The following is a 19905-nucleotide window of genomic DNA, read 5'->3' on the forward strand; positions in this document are numbered from 1 at the left end:
CGGCCACTCACGGCAGCCAAACCGCCGCTGTATAGAATCCCTTACCTGCCTTCCGCAATCGGCACCCCACTAAGCATTTCTCATGCCCGATCGTCCGCAACCACTGCCGCTCGGTCCGCCGCAGTTCGGCTTGCGGGCCTTGCTGCTTGGCGTGAGTTGTCTCGCCGTGCTGCTGGGTTTGTGGAACTGGATGTCGCCGATCACATTCGCGGCGCTGCTGCTGTTGATTTTGTCAGTGCTTGCGCACGTTGCGGGCAACGTGATTGGCTCGCGATTGCGCGACGGCCAAGCCGGTCGGCGAGTCGAGCAAGAGAAACATGAACACATCACCGATCTGCACGAAGACCACTTCGCGCCGGTCACGAAATTGGGCCATCGTCATTCGCTGGGAATCATGCCGATCATCAGCGCGACCACCGGCGCAATCATCGGCGCTGCCGTCGGCGGCGGTTGGACCGCCGTGCTCATTCAACGATCCTTCGAATGGCTGCCGGTGATTATCGCCACGATTGCCTTCGGCGTGCTCGGCGGCCTGGGCGGTTTTCTGACCGTCGGTTTTATCAAAGCGCTGAACGACGCCTGGAGCGAAGCCGCAAACAAGGACTAACCATGACGAAACCCAAACCAGATCCCATCGATCCCGCTGCCGTTCCCGATCTCGCCCGCGCGATCGTCGCCGGAGATCGCTTTCCCATGCTCGCGACCATCGACGGCGATCAGCCGCGGCTGCGTCCTGTTTCGCCGGTGAAAACCGACGGCTTTACGATCTATGTAGCCAACCTGCGGGTCTATCACAAGACAGTCGAGATCGCAGCCAACCCGCGCGTCGAGCTCTGCTACATGAACGATGGCCACGATCAGGTTCGCATCACCGGCGTGGCCGAAGTCGTCACCGACCGCGAACAGCTCGAAGAAATCTGGTCGACAAACCCGCTGCTGCGGTTTTACCTGGGAACAATCGACAACCCCGCGCTGATCATCTATCGCATCGAGCCGGTGCAGGTGCGGTACATGCAGGAATGGGCCCTCGAATATATCCCCGTCAGTATTGGCTAAACCGAACTGAACCCACCCACAAGAGCGTCGTGCGGCGGGCATTTTGCAAACCTGCTACCAATTTTCCGCTGCTGGCGAACCACCTGCAGTCAGCCAGCGTAAACTGCTACCATAAGAACCCTTCCGGCGAAAACTGCGCGCACAGACTGTTCGCAAAATTGCCTGTTCGCAAGTCGCCCGTCTGAAAATCACCCGATCGCTAAGTCTGAGCCCGCACATGCTTTTCTCTCCCCTTCTCGCTAACTGGCTCGATTCGCTGCACGTCGAAATCTCAGACAAATTTGTCTGCGCCCTCACGCCGGTCTGGATCCTCGGGATCGGGGCGGCCGTGGGGCTAATTTTTTGTGCCGTGATTTGGGGGCTGATGTTCGGGCTGTCGCGTATTCCCGTGCTGGGGAACTTGGCTGCCAACAAGCAGAACGCCCGCGTCGTGGCTGCCGTGCTCGCGGTGCTGCTCTTCGTCGGCACGTTGGCCTGGTGGTTTCAAGCCGGTGGTCAGAAGGCTGGCTTGTCGATTTTCGACGGCATTTTGCTCCTCGGCGGTTTGGGCGTCGGCAGTTGGGTGGTCGCGATGGGCGTGGTGACGCTGCTGTCGCGCCGGGCCGCCGACGAAGCCTGGGAATCGGTCACCGAGGGTGTGCTCACACCGTTTGCGGTGGTGGTGTCGGTGGTTGCCCTGATCGGTATTTTCGGCACCCTGTTTGTCCGCAAGCCAAGCGAAATGTTCGAGAGCCTCGCCCGTTGGCCGGCGCTCGTTTCCAACGGCACGGTGACTCAGGTTCTCGACGTCGATCCACCAGCCGTTGATTTAAACTCCTCGTTCGAGCAAGCGATCAAAACCAATTTCCGCCGCGATGAAGTTCGGCAACTGCAGTTCACCGCGACTCAGCACTTGAAGGTCTCAAGCGCGCCATTCGACAAACCGGCAGCCAACTCCTTTACGCTCGATCTCACCCCCGGCGAAACAGTGACCTGGCGACGCGAAGGAACGGCGACCACGCCGTTTGCCAAACCAGTCGTTACCGAGCTGCATGTGAAGAACCTGGGGACTGGCGCTGCCAAGCTCACGATGACGCGCATCAGCACGGTGGCCAATCCCGAAATGACGGCGGCCCCGGTCGCGGCCCTTTGCGTCATCGGCGTGTTCCTGGTCTACCTGCTGCAACGAACCGCGATGCCAAAGATGACCGCCGTGACCCTCGCCACGGCTAAGACCGACTTCGCTCAGACTGTTTACTTGCTGGTGATGGCCGTCGGCGTCTTTCTGCTTCTCCTCTTCATCATCATGCCGATGAATACGTTCGGCCATGACATTAAGGGAATGAAGACGGCCGGCTTTGCGTTGATTCCGTTCCTTGGTTTGTTCGTCGCCATCTGGTCAGCGAGCACGTCGCTGTCGGAAGAGATCGATGGCAAGACTGCTCTGACCGTGCTCTCGAAACCGGTGAGCCGGCTCGATTTCATCCTCGGCAAATTCACGGGCATTGCCTGGTCGACCTTGTTCATGGTCACCGTGCTGGGCATCGTGTTGCTCGTCGGCGTGGCTTACAAGCCGGTTTACGACGAGCGAGAAGGGGCCGATTACACGCTCACGTGGCAGCTCTGCTATTTCGAAATGGCCCAGACGGTTCCTGGCCTCGTGCTCGTGTACTTGCAGGTGGTGGTGATGACTGCGATCAGCGTGGCCATCTCCACGCGGCTGCCATTCATTCCTAACTTGCTGATCTGCTTCACGATTTGGGCCCTCGGCCATCTCACGCCGCAGCTGGTTCAATCGCAAGTAGTCGCTGAGCAGTTACCGCCGATCGTGTTCTTCAGCCAGCTGATCGCAACCGTCTTTCCGGTGCTCGATCACTTCGACGTGCAAGCCAGCGTCGCCGGCAATCGCATCGTGCCGCTGGCCTACCTCGGCTGGTGCTTTGTGTATGCCACGATCTACAGCACGATTGCGATGCTGTTTGCCTTGACGATGTTCGAAGACCGCGATCTGGCGTAACAGCCGCGGTCTCCGCCTCGCCAAATAACCCGCTTGTTTGCCGCCGTCCTGCGACGTGAATATTTTACGCGCAAGCAGCCAAACCGCGCCTTTGCGAAGCTTTCCTGCTAAAACAAATCGCACGCGCAGACGATTACCTCTCCCCTGTCGAACGGTTTCTGGCTTTTCATCCGTGGGAGTTTGTATGTCGACGACTACACATGCCGGCGGCAGTGGCCGCTCGTTCTCGCTGAAGAATGTCCTGCTCGCGGGCATCCCCGCCGTGCTGATTGTGCTGGCGGTCTTTGCCTGGCAATACAACCAGGCCCAGCAATCGCCGCCGGTCGATTTTCTCGCTGGTGTGCAAAAGGCTCTGCAAACTCCCACCAAACTGGCCACGGGGTTCAACGACGCAGACGGCGATCTGGTTGCTGATCCCGCGCATGATCCAATGCAGCAGCTTCATCCGCAGACGCTGGTGTTCGAGGTCCTCGGCTCGAATCTCGAGCGCGAACAAGAACAGTGGGCCGACTTCGTCAAACATCTCGAACGCGTGACGGAGAAAAAAGTTCAACTGACGTTGCGCCCCGAGACGACGGGCATCTCACCCCAGCAAGCTGTTGCGCCAGCGGTGCAGTTGGCCCATGACATTCGCGCCGGAAAGGTCCATCTCGCCTGCATCAACACCGGCGCCGTTTCGCTGAGTGTCAAATGAAGGGGGCGCAATTCCCTTCTGCGTGATGGCGGGCGACGATGACAAGTTCGGCTATGAAATGGAGATCATCGTCCCCGCCAAAAGCAGCGTCAAACAACCGAGCGATTTGAAAGGGAGCGAGCGAGTCCTCTTCACATCTCTTTATTCACACTCCGGGTTCAAGGCGCCGCTATCGATCTTGTGGGATGAGTTCGATTTGCATCCCGAGCGCGACTACACGCCGGTCTTTACCGTCGGCCAGGAAAAGGCAATCGAAGAAATCATCGCCGGCCACGGTGACGCAGCGCCGGTGGCGAGCGACTTTCTGCAACGGACTTTGAGCCGCGCTGACGCGAACGCGAACGTGGTCCGTTCGATCTACAAATCAAAAACCTTCCCGCCCGCCTGCTTCGCCTTCGGCCATCAATTGCAGCCGGATCTCGCAGGGAAAATCAGGCAGGCCTTCTTAGAGTTCGACTGGAAAGGGAGCTCGCTGGAAAAAGCGTACGCTCCCGCGAAGCAGTCGAAGTTCGTCGCCGTGGCGTACAAAGAAACCTGGCAGCCGGTGCGCGAGGTCGAAGAGAAGATCGCGGCCTTGCTGAAGAAGTAATGTAGGCCGGAACATCGCGGATTACCGCTTGTTCCGGCCTACATCGTTACCGCATTAACCTGGCAGCGTCTGGATCCGTTTTACCGCTGCTGCCAGTCGTTCGATTTCGCCCTTCGTGTTGTAAAACGAGAACGAAGGCCGAACGGTGGTTTCGAGCCCAAAACGGCGGAGCGATGGCTGCGAGCAGTGATGGCCCGAGCGGACGGCAATCCCTTCCATATCGAGCAGCCGGCCGACTTCTTCGGTCCGCTTGTTCGGCAGAACGAATGAGAGCACGCCCACCTTTTCGCGGGCCGTGCCGACGATTCGCACGCCGTTGATCCGCGACATGCATTCGGTGGCGTATTGCAGCAGTTCGTGCTCATAAGCGCCGATGTTCGGCAAACCGAGGCGGCTGACGTAATCGAGCGCCGCGCCGAGGCCGACCGCATCGGCGATGTTTGGCGTGCCGGCTTCGAATTTGTTCGGCGCTTCGGCGTAAGTCGTTTCTTCGAAGCTGACGTTGCGAATCATGTTGCCGCCACCTTGCCAGGGCGGCATGATGTCGTGCAACTCTTCTTTGACGTAGACGGCGCCGATGCCGGTCGGACCGAAGATCTTATGCCCCGAGAAGACGAAGAAGTCGGCTCCCAGCGACTGCATGTTGACCGGAATGTGCGCGACCGACTGCGCTCCGTCGATCAGCACGCGAGCGTTGTAACGCTTGGCCATCTGCGTCATTTCGTGCACCGGCAGAATCGTGCCGAGGCTGTTCGAGGCCTGCGTCAGCGCGACGATCTTCGTGCGCGGGCCGAGCAGCCGCTGATATTCTTCCATGATCACTTCACCGTGATCATTGACCGGAATGACGCGGATATTCGCGCCCTTCTCCTTGGCGACCATCTGCCAGGGAACGATGTTGGCGTGATGTTCGAGTTGCGAGAGGACGATCTCGTCGCCCGGCTGCAGGAACTTATGTCCGAAGGTTTTGGCGATCAGGTTGATCCCTTCGGTCGTGCCGCGGACGAAGACGATTTCCTTGGGGCTCGCCGCGCCGAGGAACGACTGCACTTTCTGCCGAGCCTTTTCATAAGCATCGGTCGCGCGAGCGGCAAGCGAGTGGGCAGCGCGGTGAATGTTCGAATTGTCGTTCGCATAGAAGTGCGAGATCGCATCGATCACCGCTTGCGGCTTTTGTGTGGTCGCGGCGTTGTCGAACCACACGAGCGGCTTGCCGTGAACCTGCTGATGCAGAATTGGGAAGTCTCTGCGGACTGCGTTCACATCAAGAGGCCGAGCGCCGTGCGAGGGAATCGATTTGTTGACGTTCAGGCCTTCGCGCAAGTTCGTCGCCGGTGAACCGCCACCCGCGTGTAAACCACCGCCGACTTGCGAACCAACGCCGCCGAAATGTCCCTGACGAATCGAGCGGACAAAGGCAGACAAGCCATCGGGCGTGTTCGCTGGCGTCGCAGGAGCGCCGGCAAAAGTGGGCGTCGAAGGTGGGTCGGGCGAAAACGAATGGGGCACCGCAAACGGAAAACCGGGCGGCGTAGGTGGAGTCGGCATCGCCGGCGCAGGGGGCTTGGGCAGACCGCTTGCGAACGATGGTGCGGCAGCAACAGGCCCCTGCGGAGGCGGCAGACCAGGCTGGGCAGCGCGGGGATCGTGCTGCGGCGATACCGGAAAATGATTCGTGGGTACCGAGTGGCTGCCGTGCGAAGGTGCGCTCGGCGGATCGTGCGGCAAGTGCGACGACGTGCTGGGGCCAGGACTGCTATTCGGCTGTTGGTTGTACAGCCGCGAAGCAATCTGCGCCACGATATCGGGGGTGATCTCATCCATGACTATTTCACCTTATGCGGGCGGTGGTCGTAATCGTGATAGTAGCCGACTTCGACGTTTTCCAGCACGCCAAGCGCATCATCCGTCAGCACGGCGCACGAGGAGTAAAGCGTGAGCAAGTACGAAGCCACACCCAGGCTATCGAGCCCCATCAGCCGAGCCGACAGGCTGGGGCTGATCTCGCCGGGGATGCCGGCCTGGTGCAAGCCGACAACGCCTTGATCGGCTTCGCCGATGCGCATCAGCAGGATGCTCGTCGTGCCGTACCAACGGTTCGACAAGTAACGGCTCTTCATTTCGAGCTTATCGCACGGCACCAGCGGTACGCCGCGCCACATGATGACTGGAGTGCCGAAGAGATTCATGGTTACCGGCGGCACACCGCGCCAAGTGCATTCGCGCTCGAAGGCGGCAATCGCTTTCGGATGAGCGAGGAAGAAGGCCGGCTTCTTCCACACCAGGGCCAGCAATTCATCGAGATCGTCCGGAGTCGGCGCACCGTAGCGCGTGCTGATCCGCATCGCCGGATCGACCGAGTGCACCAAGCCGAACTTGTTGTTGTTGATCAGGTCCCATTCCTGGCGTTCTTTGATCCCTTCAATCGTCAGCCGCATTTGCTCTTCGAGCTGATCGTAAGGACCGTTGTAGAGATCGCTCACGCGGGTGTGAACGCGGACAACGGTTTGAATCGCCGACAGTGAGTATTCGCGCGGATGGGACGAGTAATCGACAAACGTTTCGGGAATCTGCACGTTCTCGGCAAAGCCCGAAACGAGGTCGATATTCCGTTCGCCGTAACGGTTGACCGTTGATTGCAGCGTCAGGTGCTCATCGATCGCGCGGCGGAAATCAGCCGTCAGATCGGGCACATCGGCGAGCGCGGCGTCGAGATCTTTGCGCGACAGCGTGAGGAGCACGCAGGGCGTGATGGTGCGCACGGTGATGTCCGAAGGTCGATCCGAAACGATGTCGGTTTCGCCGAAGAACTCACCTTCGGTCAGCAGGGCCATTCGCAGGTTGCTGCCGTGAATGCCCTTGCTGAGAACTTCAACTTGGCCTTGGCCAAGGATGAAAAACTTGCTGCGGTCTTCCCCTTCGACGATCAGCTTGTTGCCGAGCGAGACTTCTTCGGTCTTGAAGCTGTTCACCATGCGGCTGAGAACTGCTTCGGGCAATTTCGAAAACAACGGCACGCTGCGGAGACCTTCGGTGGTCAGCAGCGCCTTGCCATCGCGAACTTCCACGCCGATCCGTTCGGCTTTGCTCAGTTCTACCTTGGTGCGGTTGACGCGATAGGTGCCGCCGTCAACTTGCACCCAGGGCAACATGCTGAGCAAGTACCGCGGCGTGATCGACATCATCTTCGGTGATGTCTTGGTGGTATTCGCCAGATTGCGGGCGACCGACGTCGTCACGCTCCGTTGCAGCAAACTGTCGGACATGGTTAGTTCCCTCTAAATCAGAATCCAGGAAGAGTGCGTGTGTAGCCGCGCTCGCCAGAGCGCGGGTTTTGATCGTTACTTAAATGCCGCTGCCATCGACAAAGCCGCCCATCTCGCGGCTGGCGTAGTCGTGGTAGTAACCCACTTCGACGTTTTCCAGCACACCGAGGGCGTCGTCGGTCAGCACCGCACAAGACGAATAAAGCGTGAGCAAGTAAGAAGCAACGCCGAGGCTGTCGACGCCCATCAAGCGAGCGGACAAGCTCGGGCTCACTTCGCCGGGAATGCCGGCCTGGTGCAGACCGACAACACCCTGATCGGCTTCGCCGACGCGCATCAGCAGAATATCGGTCGTCCCGAGCCATTGATTCGATTTGTACCGGCTCTTCACTTCGAGCTTGTCGCACGGCACGATTGGCAAACCGCGCCACATGATGACCGACGTGCCGAAGAGATTCATCGTGACCGGCGGCACACCGCGCCAGGTGCATTCGCGCTCGAAGGCCGCGATCGCCTTGGGATGAGCGAGGAAATACGCCGGCTTCTTCCAAACCAGGGCCAGCAGTTCATCGAGATCATCGGGCGTCGGCGAACCATAGCGCGTGCTGATCCGCATCGAAGGATCGGCCGAGTGGAGCAACCCGAACTTCGTGTTGTTGATGAGATCCCATTCCTGGCGTTCTTTGATTCCTTCGATCGTCAGCCGCATTTGTTCTTCGAGCTGATCGTAGGGACCGTTGTAAAGATCGCTGACGCGGGTGTGTACGCGAACGATGGTTTGAATCGCCGAGAGGTTGTACTCGCGCGGATTGGCCGAGTAATCGACGAAAGTCTCGGGAATCTCGACATTTTCAGCAAAGCCCGAAACCAAGTCGATGTCGCGCTCGCCGTAGCGATTGACCATCGAAGCCCGCTCGAGGTGATCGGCCACGGCCTTGTGAAAGCCATCGCGCGAACTGCCGACGTCGTTCAGAATCGATTCAAGATCTTTGCGCGACAGCGTGAGGAGCACGCAGGGCGTGGTCGTTTGCACGGTCACATCCGACGGCTTGTCGGAAACCAGGTCTCCTTCGCCGAAGAATTCGCCTTCGGTAAGCAACGCAATCCGCAGGTCGCTGCCGTGCGCACCTTTGCTCAGCACTTCGACCTGGCCTTGCGCGATGATAAAGAACTTACTGAGTTCTTCTCCTTCGACACTCAGCTTATTACCAAGCGATACCTCTTCAGTCTTCATCCTCGCGACCATGGCCGCAAGGATCGGTTCCGGCACGCGAAAGAACAGGGGCACACTGCGCAATGCTTCAGGATGGAGCGTGGCCACGCCCCCCGACAGATCGACTTCGATCCGTTCGGCCCGGCTCAGTTCGCGCTTGGTGCGGTTGACGCGATACGTGCCACCCTCGACGTGGACCCACGGCAGCAGGTTAAGCAACCACCGCGGCGTGATCGACATCATTTTGGGTGATGTCTTGGTGGTGTTGGCCAGATTCCTGGCGACCGCGGTGGTCACGCTCCGCTGCAAGAGACCGTCAGACATGATTCCATTCCTGCTTGGTAAACGACGGAAATCGTTCGGCTGTGCGCTGTGGGGCATGCCCGGAATGAAGATTCCGCAAGGCAGTTCCGCAACACACAGGGAACGCCTCCGGTTTGTCCGGTTGGCACAATAGAGAGTCGATTGCGGTTAAAATCGACCCGCAAACCCGACCCAGTTTAGCCGTTTTCACACATTGGAAAAGTAGGCGGGATCGACGCGCGACAGATTCTTAGCAAACGGCACAATTGTCATGTCGGGATGTTCCGATATGATTGGGTAAGAGATCGACCATGGCTGCCGCGTTGAAACAACAAAAGCTCACCCCCCTTACCGCGCTGGAACAAGCGGCAGAGTGCCTGCGTGTGCTGGCCCATGCTCATCGGCTGCGGATGATTCAAATGCTGCTCCGCGGCCGATACTCTGTCGGCGAATTGGCCGACGCTTGCGAAATACCCAGCCACATGGCCTCGGAACATTTGCGATTGCTGCAGCGATGTGGTTTTCTCTCGGCGACCAAGGAAGGCCGCAGCGTTTTTTACCAGGTTACGGAAACGCATCTCGCGCAGATCATGCATTGCGTCGAGTCGCGCTTCGATAATGCGTCTTAAAAGGAGTCTGTGATGTCGACGATTACCGCCAATGAACTGCTCGCCAAACATCGCGCTGGCGAAAAGATCGAGCTCATCGATGTGCGCATGCCGACAGAATTTCGCGAGACGCATGTGACGTTTGCCCGCAATGTGCCGCTCGACAGCCTCGATCCACGGGCGCTGCAACATACCGAAGGGCCGCTGTACGTCGTTTGCCAGGGTGGCACACGCAGCAAAATGGCTTGCGATAAGTTGCGGTCGGCTGGCTTCACCAACATCGTCGATGTGCTCGGCGGCACGAAGGCCTGCGTTGCCGCAGGATTGCCGGTGGTGAAGGGCAAGAAAGCGATCTCGCTAGAACGGCAAGTTCGCATTGCCGCGGGATCGCTGGTGCTGACCGGCGTGATTTTGTCGCTCACGGTGCATCCGTGGCTGATCGGTATCTCGGCCTTCGTCGGCGCTGGTCTCGTTTTCGCCGGCATTACCGATACCTGCGGCATGGGAATGATGCTCTCCAAAATGCCTTGGAACCGCGTTGCCGACGATTCAGCTTCGTGCGCGGTCAAGCCGTCCTAATTTGCCGGCTGGTAGTTTGCTGCAGCGCAGAAACAATCTCTTTCCTTCTGCGCTCAGCCTCTTCTCCACATCCGCATTGCCCCCCTGGCGCGTTCCCTACACAATAGGGCCAGGGAATCGGTGCAGGCCCGTTTTGGCGCCTGAATCTGCGGAAAAATCTCCCACGCTGCAGGGATGACGAGCGACGATGAGCACACGCGACGACGGCAAGAAAAAAGGACCCGCCTGGCTCGGCAAACGCCAAGTCGCGGGCAAAGCCAAGACCGCTCGCGACTGGACCAAATCCCAGTCGCGCGACTCATCGGCCGCCTATCAATACAAGGTCAAACGAACGCTCCTGTGGATCGGCTGCCTGGTCCTGTTTGCGGCGTTCATTTTCTATCTCATCCCGCCGAAGAACACGCCGCTGGTCATCCTGCGGGCTTCGCGTTATCCGCTGCAAATGCCGCCGCTGGCTCTCGCTGCCGAAGATGAATACTTCTTGCAGCATGTGAGCCCGTCGAACTTGCCGCTGCGACAGAGCGCACTCTTCCGCTATCTCGGTTCGAGCGACAATCAAACCGACGAGGAAGGGACGCCGCAGCGCTTCCTCGCTCAACTAAAAACCGTCAAGCCGAGCGGCCCTGGTTGGTTCTCGCGCAACGATGCCGTCGTCATCTATATCAGTGCCCACGGTCTGGTGAACGAAGATGGCCAGGCCTGCCTCGTGCCGCCGAACGCCGATGCCTTCAATACCAGTCGTTGGTTGCCGCTGGTGAAGTTCCTCAAGGATGTGTGCGCACTGCCAAATCTAAAGCGGGCCCGCAAGCTCGTCATTCTTGATTGCAATCGCATTTCGATGAAATGGCGGAGCGGCGTGCTCGACAACCGCTTTGCCGATCAGCTGCCGTCGGTTGTCGATCAGGTCGATGATCCGAATTTGTATGTGCTCAACTCAACGAGTCCCGGTCAGACTGCCTGGGCTGCGCCGGAGATGCGCGGCTCCGTGTTCGGACACTTTGTGGGCCTCGGCCTGCGCGGCGATGCGAGTCGCGAATATCCGAAGGACTTGAGTCGCGGCACCGTTTCGCTGCTCGAGCTCCATGCCTATCTCACCGCCCGCGTCGACGACTACGTGCAACAGCGCCGCGGTGTGCGCCAAACACCGCTGCTCATCGGCGGCGCCGATGGCCAACCGGTGACGCGCGACGTGCCGATTGTTTCCGCCGATCTCTGGCGGTCGTGGCGCGGTCATGAACTGAAAAAATCGAGTTACGATGTTCTCGCTAAGGCCAAGGAGCTCATCGAACCCGCCAGCGACAAATCCTCGCCGTTGCAGCTCGCCTGGCGAGCCTATCAGCAACGAGCGACCGGCGAAGGTCTGTCGGAAAGCTTGCCGCTGCCGTGGCGGCGCGGCTTTGTGCAAGATCCAGTTCGCTGGTCGTCGCTTGAGCAGCGACTCCTCGCGCTCGAAGATCGCCTCTTCGCCGGCGAGGAATATCAGGAAGGCCTTGGCAATCAGTTCGCCGCGCTCAACGAAGAACTCGCGGCTGGCAACTGGCAGGAGTTTCCCGAAACGCAAAGCGCGACCAATCTCCGACTGAAAACGTGGCAGCAACTCGCGGTTGCTGCTCGCAACGCGCAAGCCGCCGAATCGCCAACACACTATGACGAACTCTACAACCGTTGGCTCAAAGCCATGCCGGAAGAGCAGGCCAAAATCATCGTTCCCGCCGCCGAGCGCCCGCGCGCCATCGGCGAGTTGCTCGCGCAGTTCGGCTTGAACGGTGAGCGCGGCGAAGTCGGTGAAAAGTTCGACCGCGATCGTTTGAGTTCCGTCCTCCACTTTCTCCGCCTGGCCGGCAACGCTCCCGCCGCTCCTTCTGCCGACTTGCTGCCGATCGAAGGACAATTCCTCAAGCTGCTGAACGGCAACACGAGCGCTGCTGCCGAACGCATGTTGCCCGAGATGATCCGCTCGCGCTCGCTCGCCGAGCAAGCCGCTACGCCCCTCGATGTCCGCATTCACTACGCGCTCGAAAAACTCGTCAACGTCGCCGACGCCGAACGTCGCGCCGCCGAAGACGCTTATTTCCTCGGCGATCAACTTTCGCTCGATGGCACCGGCCAGGCCGAGACCAACGAATCAGCCGTGCAAAAAAGTGCTGAGCAACGTTTGATTCGCGCCAACGGCGGCGCTGCCTCCGGCTACCTTGCCGCCCGCAAATGGGGCGAGCAACTCGAACACATGCATCTGCTCCGCGACGAAATCTGGTCGACGCTGCCGCATTTCGCCGAATGGTATTTCCGCCGCTGGCGTTTGGAACTCAATAACAGCGCCTCGCCGGCCACGACTGAATACGAAGCCAACATCACCGCGCTCAATGAGGTTCTCGACGACAACATCCGCTTCGCCGAACAGATCGATCGCGTGGTCAACCTCCGCGACAACAACACCGAGCTGCGTGAATCGCTGAAAGTTGCCAACGACACTTTCCTAGCGCTGCAGCAAAAATGGCAAGGGCTGCGGCGCCTGATCGCCACCGATGCCGAAGCTCTCGGCAATGCCGAAATCCGTTTTCAAACGGCGGACACGGTGCGCCACATCGAACAGATCATGCAATCGCCCCTCGTGAGCGAATCGCGCGTGAAGGGAATGCTCTCGAAGTATCACAACACCCTTGCCGAATGGGCCAAGCAAGAACTGCCGAAGCCAAAAACGGCAGCGACCGCGCCATCGTCGCCCAAAGCAGAAACGCCGTTCCTCACCGGCTATCGCGAGTTCCTCGTTCGCTACCACAAGGTCCTCACCCACGAATTTCGTTTGCCCTACGAACAGCACCGCGAGACGCTGAAGCTCGAACAGGAAGACGCCCTCGTCATCGATCAGCGAGTTCGCCAGGAAAAGGGAGCGAAGGATCGCACGCTGTGGCAGACACTGCAAAATGTCCTCGCCGATTACGACGTTGCCGTGCAAGGCAAGCCGATCAGCGTCGGCCCGACCACGCCGGCTGTGCGAGCTCGGCAGGAACTGGTGATTTGGGATCAGCGTGTCCGCGCGAGTGCCTTTTGGCTCGGCGGTTTTAATCAGAATCTCGTTCCCGATCCGATCGGCATTCCCACACCAACGGCTTGGCTGCGCGAAGTCGATCATTGGCATCTCTCCTGCTGGCACGGCTATCGCGCGCTGCAGGATTTTTGGGGAAACGGTTTGCCCTACGATCGCAGCGAGCAGTTTTTCGACCTCGCCACTCAGCAATGTGCGAAGGCCGCAACGGCCAAGCAGTTGCCGTGGCAGTACGACTTGCCCGGCGGTGATGTGGAGAACTTGAGCGCGCTCCGCACTGCGCGAGTTACGGCGCATCAATCGGGCCTCGATCTGGAAGTGCCGAACGTGCAACTGCCAGATTCTGCCGAAACGCTGCCGTTCACGGTGAAGACGCGGCAGCGGATCGAATCGGTCGATCATCAGCCGGCAAATTTTCCCGCGGGCGACGCGGGCTTCTTCATCAGTCGCGCCGGTGCGCTCGAACCGCTCGATGAAACGCTCATCACCTACGGCGATAGCAAATCACTGTCGCGCTTTCCCATCCAATTCGCCGAGCGCTTGCGGCAGCAGCCTGATTCTCGTTCGATCACTGCCACGATTGTGGCGGGCAAGCTCGGCAAACCGCCGGTCTCGCTCGAAGGGCGAGTCTGGTATCGCGGCCATCTCTGGTCGCAACCGTTCGAGCTCTATCACAGCGCGCCGGCGCAGGGCATTCGTTTTGTCCACCGCCGCGAACCTTACTCGGCGCCGACGGTGCAAGTCGGCGGCGACGATGCTCCCAGCGGCGCGGTGATGTTCGTCTTCGATTGCTCGTCGAGCATGACCAGTGGCGACGGCCGATTCGCCGCGGCGAAGCAAGCGTTGCAGGATATTCTCAAAGATCTCAAGACTGCGCCGGCCGGCGGTTTGCAGATCGGCCTCATCGCCTATGGCCATCGCACGGCACATCGCGCGGGTTACTTTCCGGCGCCGAACAACCTGATGTACTACAAAGCCGACAAGCTGTGGGACGACGGCGACAATCTCACCGCAGACGGAATCGCGGCCGCGAAGAAGGATCCCAAGTTCGCCGACAAGTTTCCGCATCCCGATCGCGATATTCAGGTCCTCCTCAAGCCAGGCCTCGGCTGGGCGGGCACGATCGATCCGCAGCTCGACTCGCTCGACGTCAACCGCTGCTTCGGCGTGACTCCGCTGTATGCGTCGATCACGCAAGCCATTCAGGAAGTGAACGCGGTCCGCGGCGTCGAGTCGCGGCAGGTCATCGTTCTTTCCGACGGTGTGAATATTCCCAACAACGTCGACCTCAGCCTCGACAAGATCTTGGTGAAAGGGCTGTCGCAGAACAACGAAGACCTCGACGAGCTGACGAAGCTCGTAAAAAACTCGCCGAAGGTGAACGTGCGCGTCGTGCTCTTCGGCGGCGTGAAGCCGGGGCTCGAGAAAGCACAGCTCGATGCGCTGGTGAATGTCGGCGCTAAGCCGCAGTTCTTTGTCGATGCGGTGCCCAGTCCCAAGGCCATCAAGAAGGCGATCGCTGCGGCGTTTGCGAAGCCCGATTTCGAAGTGGTCTCAGCCGATGCCGATGCGAAGCGCGTGGGCCGCCTGGCGTTCAATGAAACTTGGACGTATCCCGAATGGCCGATGGCTGGCGACCTAATCTCGCCAAGGCAGCACGCGGTGCTGGTACGCGGTCCGCGCTTGAGCGATCCCCTGTCACAAATCATTCGTCTCTCGGGCGGCGAAGCGCTGCGGCTCGAGTACGAAGCCTCGACGGCTTCGCTGCTGTTCGTTCCCGATCTGCTCGACTCATTCGATCAAGATGAATTAGCTGCGGTCGGCAATATCACGCCGCCGTCGCGCCCCATCGTCGCCGAAGCGGTGAAGCCGCTCGTCGGTTCGCAAGCCGGCGAAACACGGCCAACAACATTCCGCGTGCGGATGCGCAGCAAAGCCAACAGCGAGTTCGTCGCCTGGCCGCGGTATGTGTGGGCCGAAATTCGGCCGCGCAATCCGGATACCAAGTTCAAGGATACCGTTTTTCAAATCGCCGACGTGAAGTTCGACGACAAGACGCGCACGCCGATTCTGCAGTTCCCCGTCCCCGGTTGGCCGATTGCTGTCGAAGGAGCCACGATCGATTTGTGGGTTCGCTATGGCGCTCCGCCGCCCCTCTTTCCCACCGTGCGAATCGGCCCCGCCGATACCCAACTGCCGACCATCACCGGCAGCAAGTTCGGCTTGAATGGCGTTGAGTTCACCATCCGCCAGCAAATCGTAGAAGGAACGCTGCGCAAAGTCACGATCACCGAGAAACACCCGAACGACACGCCGCTCACGAAGCTCTATCGGACCCGCGTCCAGCTATCGCCGCCGGCAGACATGATCGAGCGGATGTACGTGCCGGCCAGCAGCACCTCGCCGAAGAGCGAAGTAACTCACACGTTTCACTACTCGTCGCCCGCTCAACTCGGCGCCGATTTGACGCTCGAGGTGAACTCAGCCGAGCAGATCAAAGACGGCTCGCTAAAAGCATCGCTCGATATTTCGAACTGGAACCGGTAAGTCGCGGCGAGAACTTCGCGGCGGTCACTTCCCAATCTGAACGATCGGGGGCGTGATCTTTTCATCGGTCCGCGTCCACTGCGCGATGGGCCTGCCATCGCGCCGCCACCAGGAACCCGCTTTTTGTTGTGGGCTGCCGGCGGGCGAATCTTCCCAGGTCTCTTGCCTGCCGAACGGCGTGAAGTCGAGCAACTGCAGCGTCGGGAGCATGGCTTCGATGCCTCGCCATTTCGTCTCGTAGGTTTGAAAGACATCGTTCCCCTCGCGCCGATAAACTCGCAGATCGCCGCCGTCGCGAGTTTTCATCACAGGTCCCGACTCGGCCGTCGAGTACCACGGATTGGTCCAACCCATGAAATCGCGATAGGCACTGATCTCACTGAACGGTCCACTGCAGAACACGGCATAGGTGACATCGCGAGCGGCAAGATAGGCACAGACTTGCTCGTGCATCGCCACTTGGCTGTGCGTGCAACCCTCGCACTGCTTGTTGTGTGGCTGACCTGGGTTCCACATGAAGTGATACACGATCAGCTGCCGCCGCCCGGCAAACACATCTTGCAATTGCACCGGCCCACTCGCGCCGACGATGGTGACCGGTTCCATTTGCGTCATCGGCAGCCGTCGCCGCGCCGCGGCCAGTTCGTCGCCGGCGTGCGTGTGAGCTTTCTCACGCAACAATAATTCTGCACGGGCTTGCTCCCATTCTTCGCGCGAAACGACATTGGGTTTGGGTGTTTCCGTCATGGCGGTGTGTTCCTGGTCTCGAGTTCAACTAACAATTGCGAGTTCACGACATGGGCGTACACAGCTCGACGAGATGCCCGTCGAGATCGCGAACATAAGCGACCACCTGACCCCACGGTTTCGTCTTCGGCGGCGTCAGAGCCTGCGCGCCGGCAGCTAACGCACGCTCGTACGCAGCGGGAACATCGTCCGTAGTGAAGCCAACTTCGGAAGCGCCCGGCAACCTGGTGCGATCAGTTGGCTCAAATCCTCCCGGCAGATTCGACCGCGCGAGTTCTACTTCGGCGAACGATAACGTCGTCGCCCCCGTTTCGAGCTCGCCGTACGTGCCGCTTTCATGGAGAAAACGGCGAGTAAGGCCGAACGCCGCTTCGTAGAAGGCTAACGACTTTGCGACGTCGCGCACGTAGAGAATGGTGTAGGCAAATTTCATGTGGATTGATCCGAGGGCAAATCAGGGAGAGTCCCGCTGCGATTATCGAAGACCGCGTAGCCGCGAGACCAGCGGACGTCCTGGAACCGTTCAATATCCCAGAAATCGATCTGTCGAAGGGAGTCGGGTATCGACCACTGCGCATCTTGTTTCCTGAGAAACTCACGCTGCAGGTAATCACACAGATCGGCTCCATAGTAAATGATGTCGGTCTGATGAACCGAGAAGACCGGATTGCCCGCCAGGTGCGGTCGCTCGGGCAACATGCGATGTTTGTAAACTGGTATCAACATCGGCGCAGCCGCGAGGATTGGGCGAATCATTTCCAGCGCCTGGTCAAGCGTGTTCGGTCGGGGTCCCCATTCGTCGAGCCAGAACGCGTTGTACTCGATATCAAACAGCACACCCTCGCGCGGCACGGCCAGCCATTTGCGCAGGGCGTCGCGAGAACCGCTGCGCCAGTTAGGAAAGCCATCGCTGACCGGCAGCGCCGTCTGCAGGAACTCGCGCAGATCTGGCGGAAAGCGAAAGCCGAATTCGGACTCAACGCTACTCACTTCGGCGTCGGTGAGGCCGGCAGCGAAGGCGATACCGCAGGCCCTCAGTTGGTCGACGAGTTTCTGCCAAACCGGATTGGGCATTGCCAACTCACTGCACCAAGTTGGTCATGGCGAAGTTCGCAACGGAGCTGCGACTTACGCCGAGCGTTAGCCGCGCTGTTGCATGGTACCGGGGTTGAGGTTGTCTTGCGTTTCGGTGGCGATCCGCGGCGAGACTACGGTGCCAGGAACCACGAGCGGGCCGTGGGTATTGGCTTCCATGATCTTCTTCAGTTCCACGCCGTCGACCGATTCGACTTCGATCAAGCGGCGCGTGAGCGCTTCGAGTGCAGCCCGGCGAACTTCGAGGATGTGCCGAACCTTTTCGTTCGATTCGTCGAGGATGCGGCGAACTTCTTGATCGATCTCGCGCTGCGTTTGTTCGCTGGCGTGGCTTGAGTATTCTTCGCCAGCCGCGGCTGCAAGGAAGGGACTGCGATGGCTTTGCTTGTAGCAGACGCGGCCGAGGCGGCTCATACCGTACTGCATCACCATGTTGCGGGCGATTTCGGAAGCCCGTTCGAGATCGTTCGACGCGCCGGTGCTGATGTCGTTGTAGATCATCTCTTCGGCCAGCGTGCCGCCGAAAAGAACCAGGATGCGGCTTTCGAGTTCCGATTGCGTCATCAGGAAGCGATCACCCTCGGGACGCTGCATGGTGTAACCGAGAGCAGCGAGACCGCGCGGAATGATCGACACTTTGTGGACCGGATCGGTGTTCGGCAAGCTATACGCCACGAGGGCGTGACCACTTTCGTGATAGGCGACGCGCAGCTTTTCCTCGTCGTTCATCACGCGTTGCTTCTTTTCGAGCCCTGCCGTGACGCGTTCGACGCCGTCGTTAAATTCGCTCATGCCAACCGAAGTCTTTTCCTTGCGGGCAGCGAGGAGGGCGGCTTCGTTCACGAGGTTGGCCAGGTCAGCGCCGACAAAGCCGGGCGTGATGGCGGCGATTTCTTTGAGCTCGACATTCGGGTCGAGCTTCACTTGCTTGACGTGAACCTTGAGGATGTCTTCGCGGCCTTTGATATCGGGGCGATCGACCAGCACGTGGCGATCGAAACGACCAGGGCGAAGGAGCGCCGGATCGAGCGTTTCGGGGCGATTGGTCGCTGCCATCACAATCACGCCGCTGTTCGAACCAAAGCCGTCCATTTCGACGAGCAGGGCGTTGAGCGTTTGTTCGCGTTCGTCGTGGCCGCCGGGCATGCCGCTGCCGCGACTCTTGCCGAGGGCATCGAGTTCGTCGATGAAGATAATGCAGGGCGCCTTGGCTTCGGCTTGCAGGAACATGTCGCGGACGCGCGCAGCACCCACGCCGACGAACATTTCCACGAAGTCGGAGCCCGACAAGCTGAAGAACGGCACGCCGGCTTCACCCGCAATGGCTTTCGCGAGGAGCGTCTTGCCCGTTCCGGGAGGACCGACGAGTAACACTCCCTTCGGAATGCGACCGCCGAGGCGTTGATACTTTTCAGGCTGGCCGAGGAAGTCGACCACTTCGCGAACTTCTTCAACGGCTTCATCAATGCCGGCGACGTCGCTGAAGGTTATGGCGAGATCTTCCTGAGCGTAAAGCTTGCCGCGGCTGCGACCAAACGACATCGGGTTGCTGATGCCAGCCAAGCGGCGAACCATCAGATAGACGACCAGCAGACCGATGAGAATCGCGAGGATATAGGGCGAGGCTTGTTCCAGTGGATTGGGTTGCGGGGCCGATCCCTTTTCAAATTTCGAATCGATCAGAGCTTGCTCGACCTCGACGCGCATCGGCGTGTTGGTGCTGGGAATGAAAGCCTGAAAGCGGACGTCTTCTCTTTTGGTCGTGCTGTCGACTTCCAGTTCGCCGCCGCCGCGAGCGTCCTTGAGCGTCGACATGGTCACCGTGCCGGTGACACTGCGGTCGTGCACCACGACGTTGGCGAGATTGGTGATGCGATATTTTTTCTTGGTATCGCGGCCGTCCTGTACATCGACATGGCCGACGTAGCCTTCGGCGTTTTTGTCTTCGGGACCGCCGACGCTGACGTGCGGGCTAACCTTGATTAGCTTGACCAGATCCGACTGGTCGATGGTCATGGCAAACAGGCCGCGAGAGACCACGACCACCAGCGTTAGGCCCAGCAGGACGAGGACGACAATCGCAAACAGGTTGAAATTCGACAGACCGCGATTATCCCGGTCACGCCCGTTGTCGTTGCTCATGCTCGTTCCTTGCGGTTGATCCGG

At 59.6% G+C, this 19905-nt stretch carries 15 protein-coding genes; 8 read left to right on the top strand and 7 right to left on the bottom strand.

Annotation, left to right across the window (positions count from 1 at the left end):
* Positions 1–82: 82 nt before the first annotated feature.
* From M9Q49_RS18825 to M9Q49_RS18845, 5 genes are all read left to right on the top strand, one after another.
* Positions 83–607 carry a hypothetical protein gene (locus tag M9Q49_RS18825; protein WP_254510368.1) on the top strand — a complete coding sequence of 175 codons (525 nt, stop codon included), beginning with the start codon at positions 83–85 and terminating at the stop codon, positions 605–607.
* A gap of 2 nt (positions 608–609) precedes the next feature.
* Positions 610–1056 (top strand): pyridoxamine 5'-phosphate oxidase family protein, encoded by a 447-nt coding sequence (locus tag M9Q49_RS18830; RefSeq protein ID WP_254510369.1) that lies wholly within the window; start codon positions 610–612, stop codon positions 1054–1056.
* A gap of 217 nt (positions 1057–1273) precedes the next feature.
* Positions 1274–3052: an ABC transporter permease gene (locus M9Q49_RS18835; protein WP_254510370.1), complete on the top strand. Its 1779-nt coding sequence runs from the start codon at positions 1274–1276 to the stop codon at positions 3050–3052.
* Positions 3053–3236: 184 nt separating this feature from the next.
* On the top strand, positions 3237–3746 hold the full coding sequence (locus tag M9Q49_RS18840) for a hypothetical protein (protein WP_254510371.1): 510 nt from the start codon (positions 3237–3239) through the stop codon (positions 3744–3746).
* On the top strand, positions 3736–4335 hold the full coding sequence (locus M9Q49_RS18845) for a PhnD/SsuA/transferrin family substrate-binding protein (RefSeq protein WP_254510372.1): 600 nt from the start codon (positions 3736–3738) through the stop codon (positions 4333–4335). Before M9Q49_RS18840 ends, M9Q49_RS18845 begins: the two co-directional genes overlap by 11 nt.
* 54 nt (positions 4336–4389) lie before the next feature.
* Here M9Q49_RS18845 and M9Q49_RS18850 read toward each other — a convergent pair whose 3' ends face one another.
* The 3 genes from M9Q49_RS18850 to M9Q49_RS18860 form a co-directional block, all read right to left on the bottom strand.
* The gene (locus M9Q49_RS18850) at positions 4390–6159 is read right to left on the bottom strand and encodes a cysteine desulfurase (RefSeq protein ID WP_254510373.1); all 1770 of its coding nucleotides are present in this window, start codon (positions 6157–6159) and stop codon (positions 4390–4392) included.
* 2 nt (positions 6160–6161) lie between these two features.
* A complete protein-coding gene (locus M9Q49_RS18855) occupies positions 6162–7601 on the bottom strand; it encodes a family 2B encapsulin nanocompartment shell protein (protein ID WP_254510374.1) in 1440 nt (479 codons plus the stop codon).
* A gap of 79 nt (positions 7602–7680) precedes the next feature.
* Positions 7681–9138: a family 2B encapsulin nanocompartment shell protein gene (locus M9Q49_RS18860; RefSeq protein WP_254510375.1), complete on the bottom strand. Its 1458-nt coding sequence runs from the start codon at positions 9136–9138 to the stop codon at positions 7681–7683.
* 290 nt (positions 9139–9428) lie between these two features.
* Here M9Q49_RS18860 and M9Q49_RS18865 point away from each other — a divergent pair, with 290 nt between their 5' ends.
* From M9Q49_RS18865 to M9Q49_RS18875, 3 genes are all read left to right on the top strand, one after another.
* Entirely contained in the window at positions 9429–9746 is a 318-nt protein-coding gene (locus M9Q49_RS18865) for an ArsR/SmtB family transcription factor (RefSeq protein ID WP_254510376.1), read from the top strand.
* Between the two features lie 12 nt (positions 9747–9758).
* Entirely contained in the window at positions 9759–10304 is a 546-nt protein-coding gene (locus M9Q49_RS18870; RefSeq protein ID WP_254510377.1) for a rhodanese-like domain-containing protein, read from the top strand.
* 187 nt (positions 10305–10491) lie between these two features.
* Entirely contained in the window at positions 10492–15897 is a 5406-nt protein-coding gene (locus tag M9Q49_RS18875; protein WP_254510378.1) for a hypothetical protein, read from the top strand.
* A 24-nt stretch (positions 15898–15921) separates the two neighbouring features.
* On the opposite strand, the gene M9Q49_RS18880 is transcribed toward M9Q49_RS18875, so the two are convergent.
* From M9Q49_RS18880 to ftsH, 4 genes are all read right to left on the bottom strand, one after another.
* Positions 15922–16644 carry a DUF899 family protein gene (locus M9Q49_RS18880; RefSeq protein ID WP_254510379.1) on the bottom strand — a complete coding sequence of 241 codons (723 nt, stop codon included), beginning with the start codon at positions 16642–16644 and terminating at the stop codon, positions 15922–15924.
* 43 nt (positions 16645–16687) lie between these two features.
* A complete protein-coding gene (locus M9Q49_RS18885) occupies positions 16688–17077 on the bottom strand; it encodes a VOC family protein (RefSeq protein WP_254510380.1) in 390 nt (129 codons plus the stop codon).
* Positions 17074–17718: an SMI1/KNR4 family protein gene (locus M9Q49_RS18890; RefSeq protein WP_254510381.1), complete on the bottom strand. Its 645-nt coding sequence runs from the start codon at positions 17716–17718 to the stop codon at positions 17074–17076. The genes M9Q49_RS18885 and M9Q49_RS18890 overlap by 4 nt, the downstream gene beginning before the upstream one ends.
* 66 nt (positions 17719–17784) lie before the next feature.
* Complete coding sequence (gene ftsH / locus M9Q49_RS18895) at positions 17785–19881, bottom strand: ATP-dependent zinc metalloprotease FtsH (RefSeq protein ID WP_315861183.1); 2097 nt, start codon at positions 19879–19881, stop codon at positions 17785–17787.
* Between the last annotated feature and the right edge of the window lie 24 nt (positions 19882–19905).

This window comes from Anatilimnocola floriformis (assembly GCF_024256385.1).
In the GTDB taxonomy this organism is placed as follows: Bacteria; Planctomycetota; Planctomycetia; order Pirellulales; family Pirellulaceae; genus Anatilimnocola; species Anatilimnocola floriformis.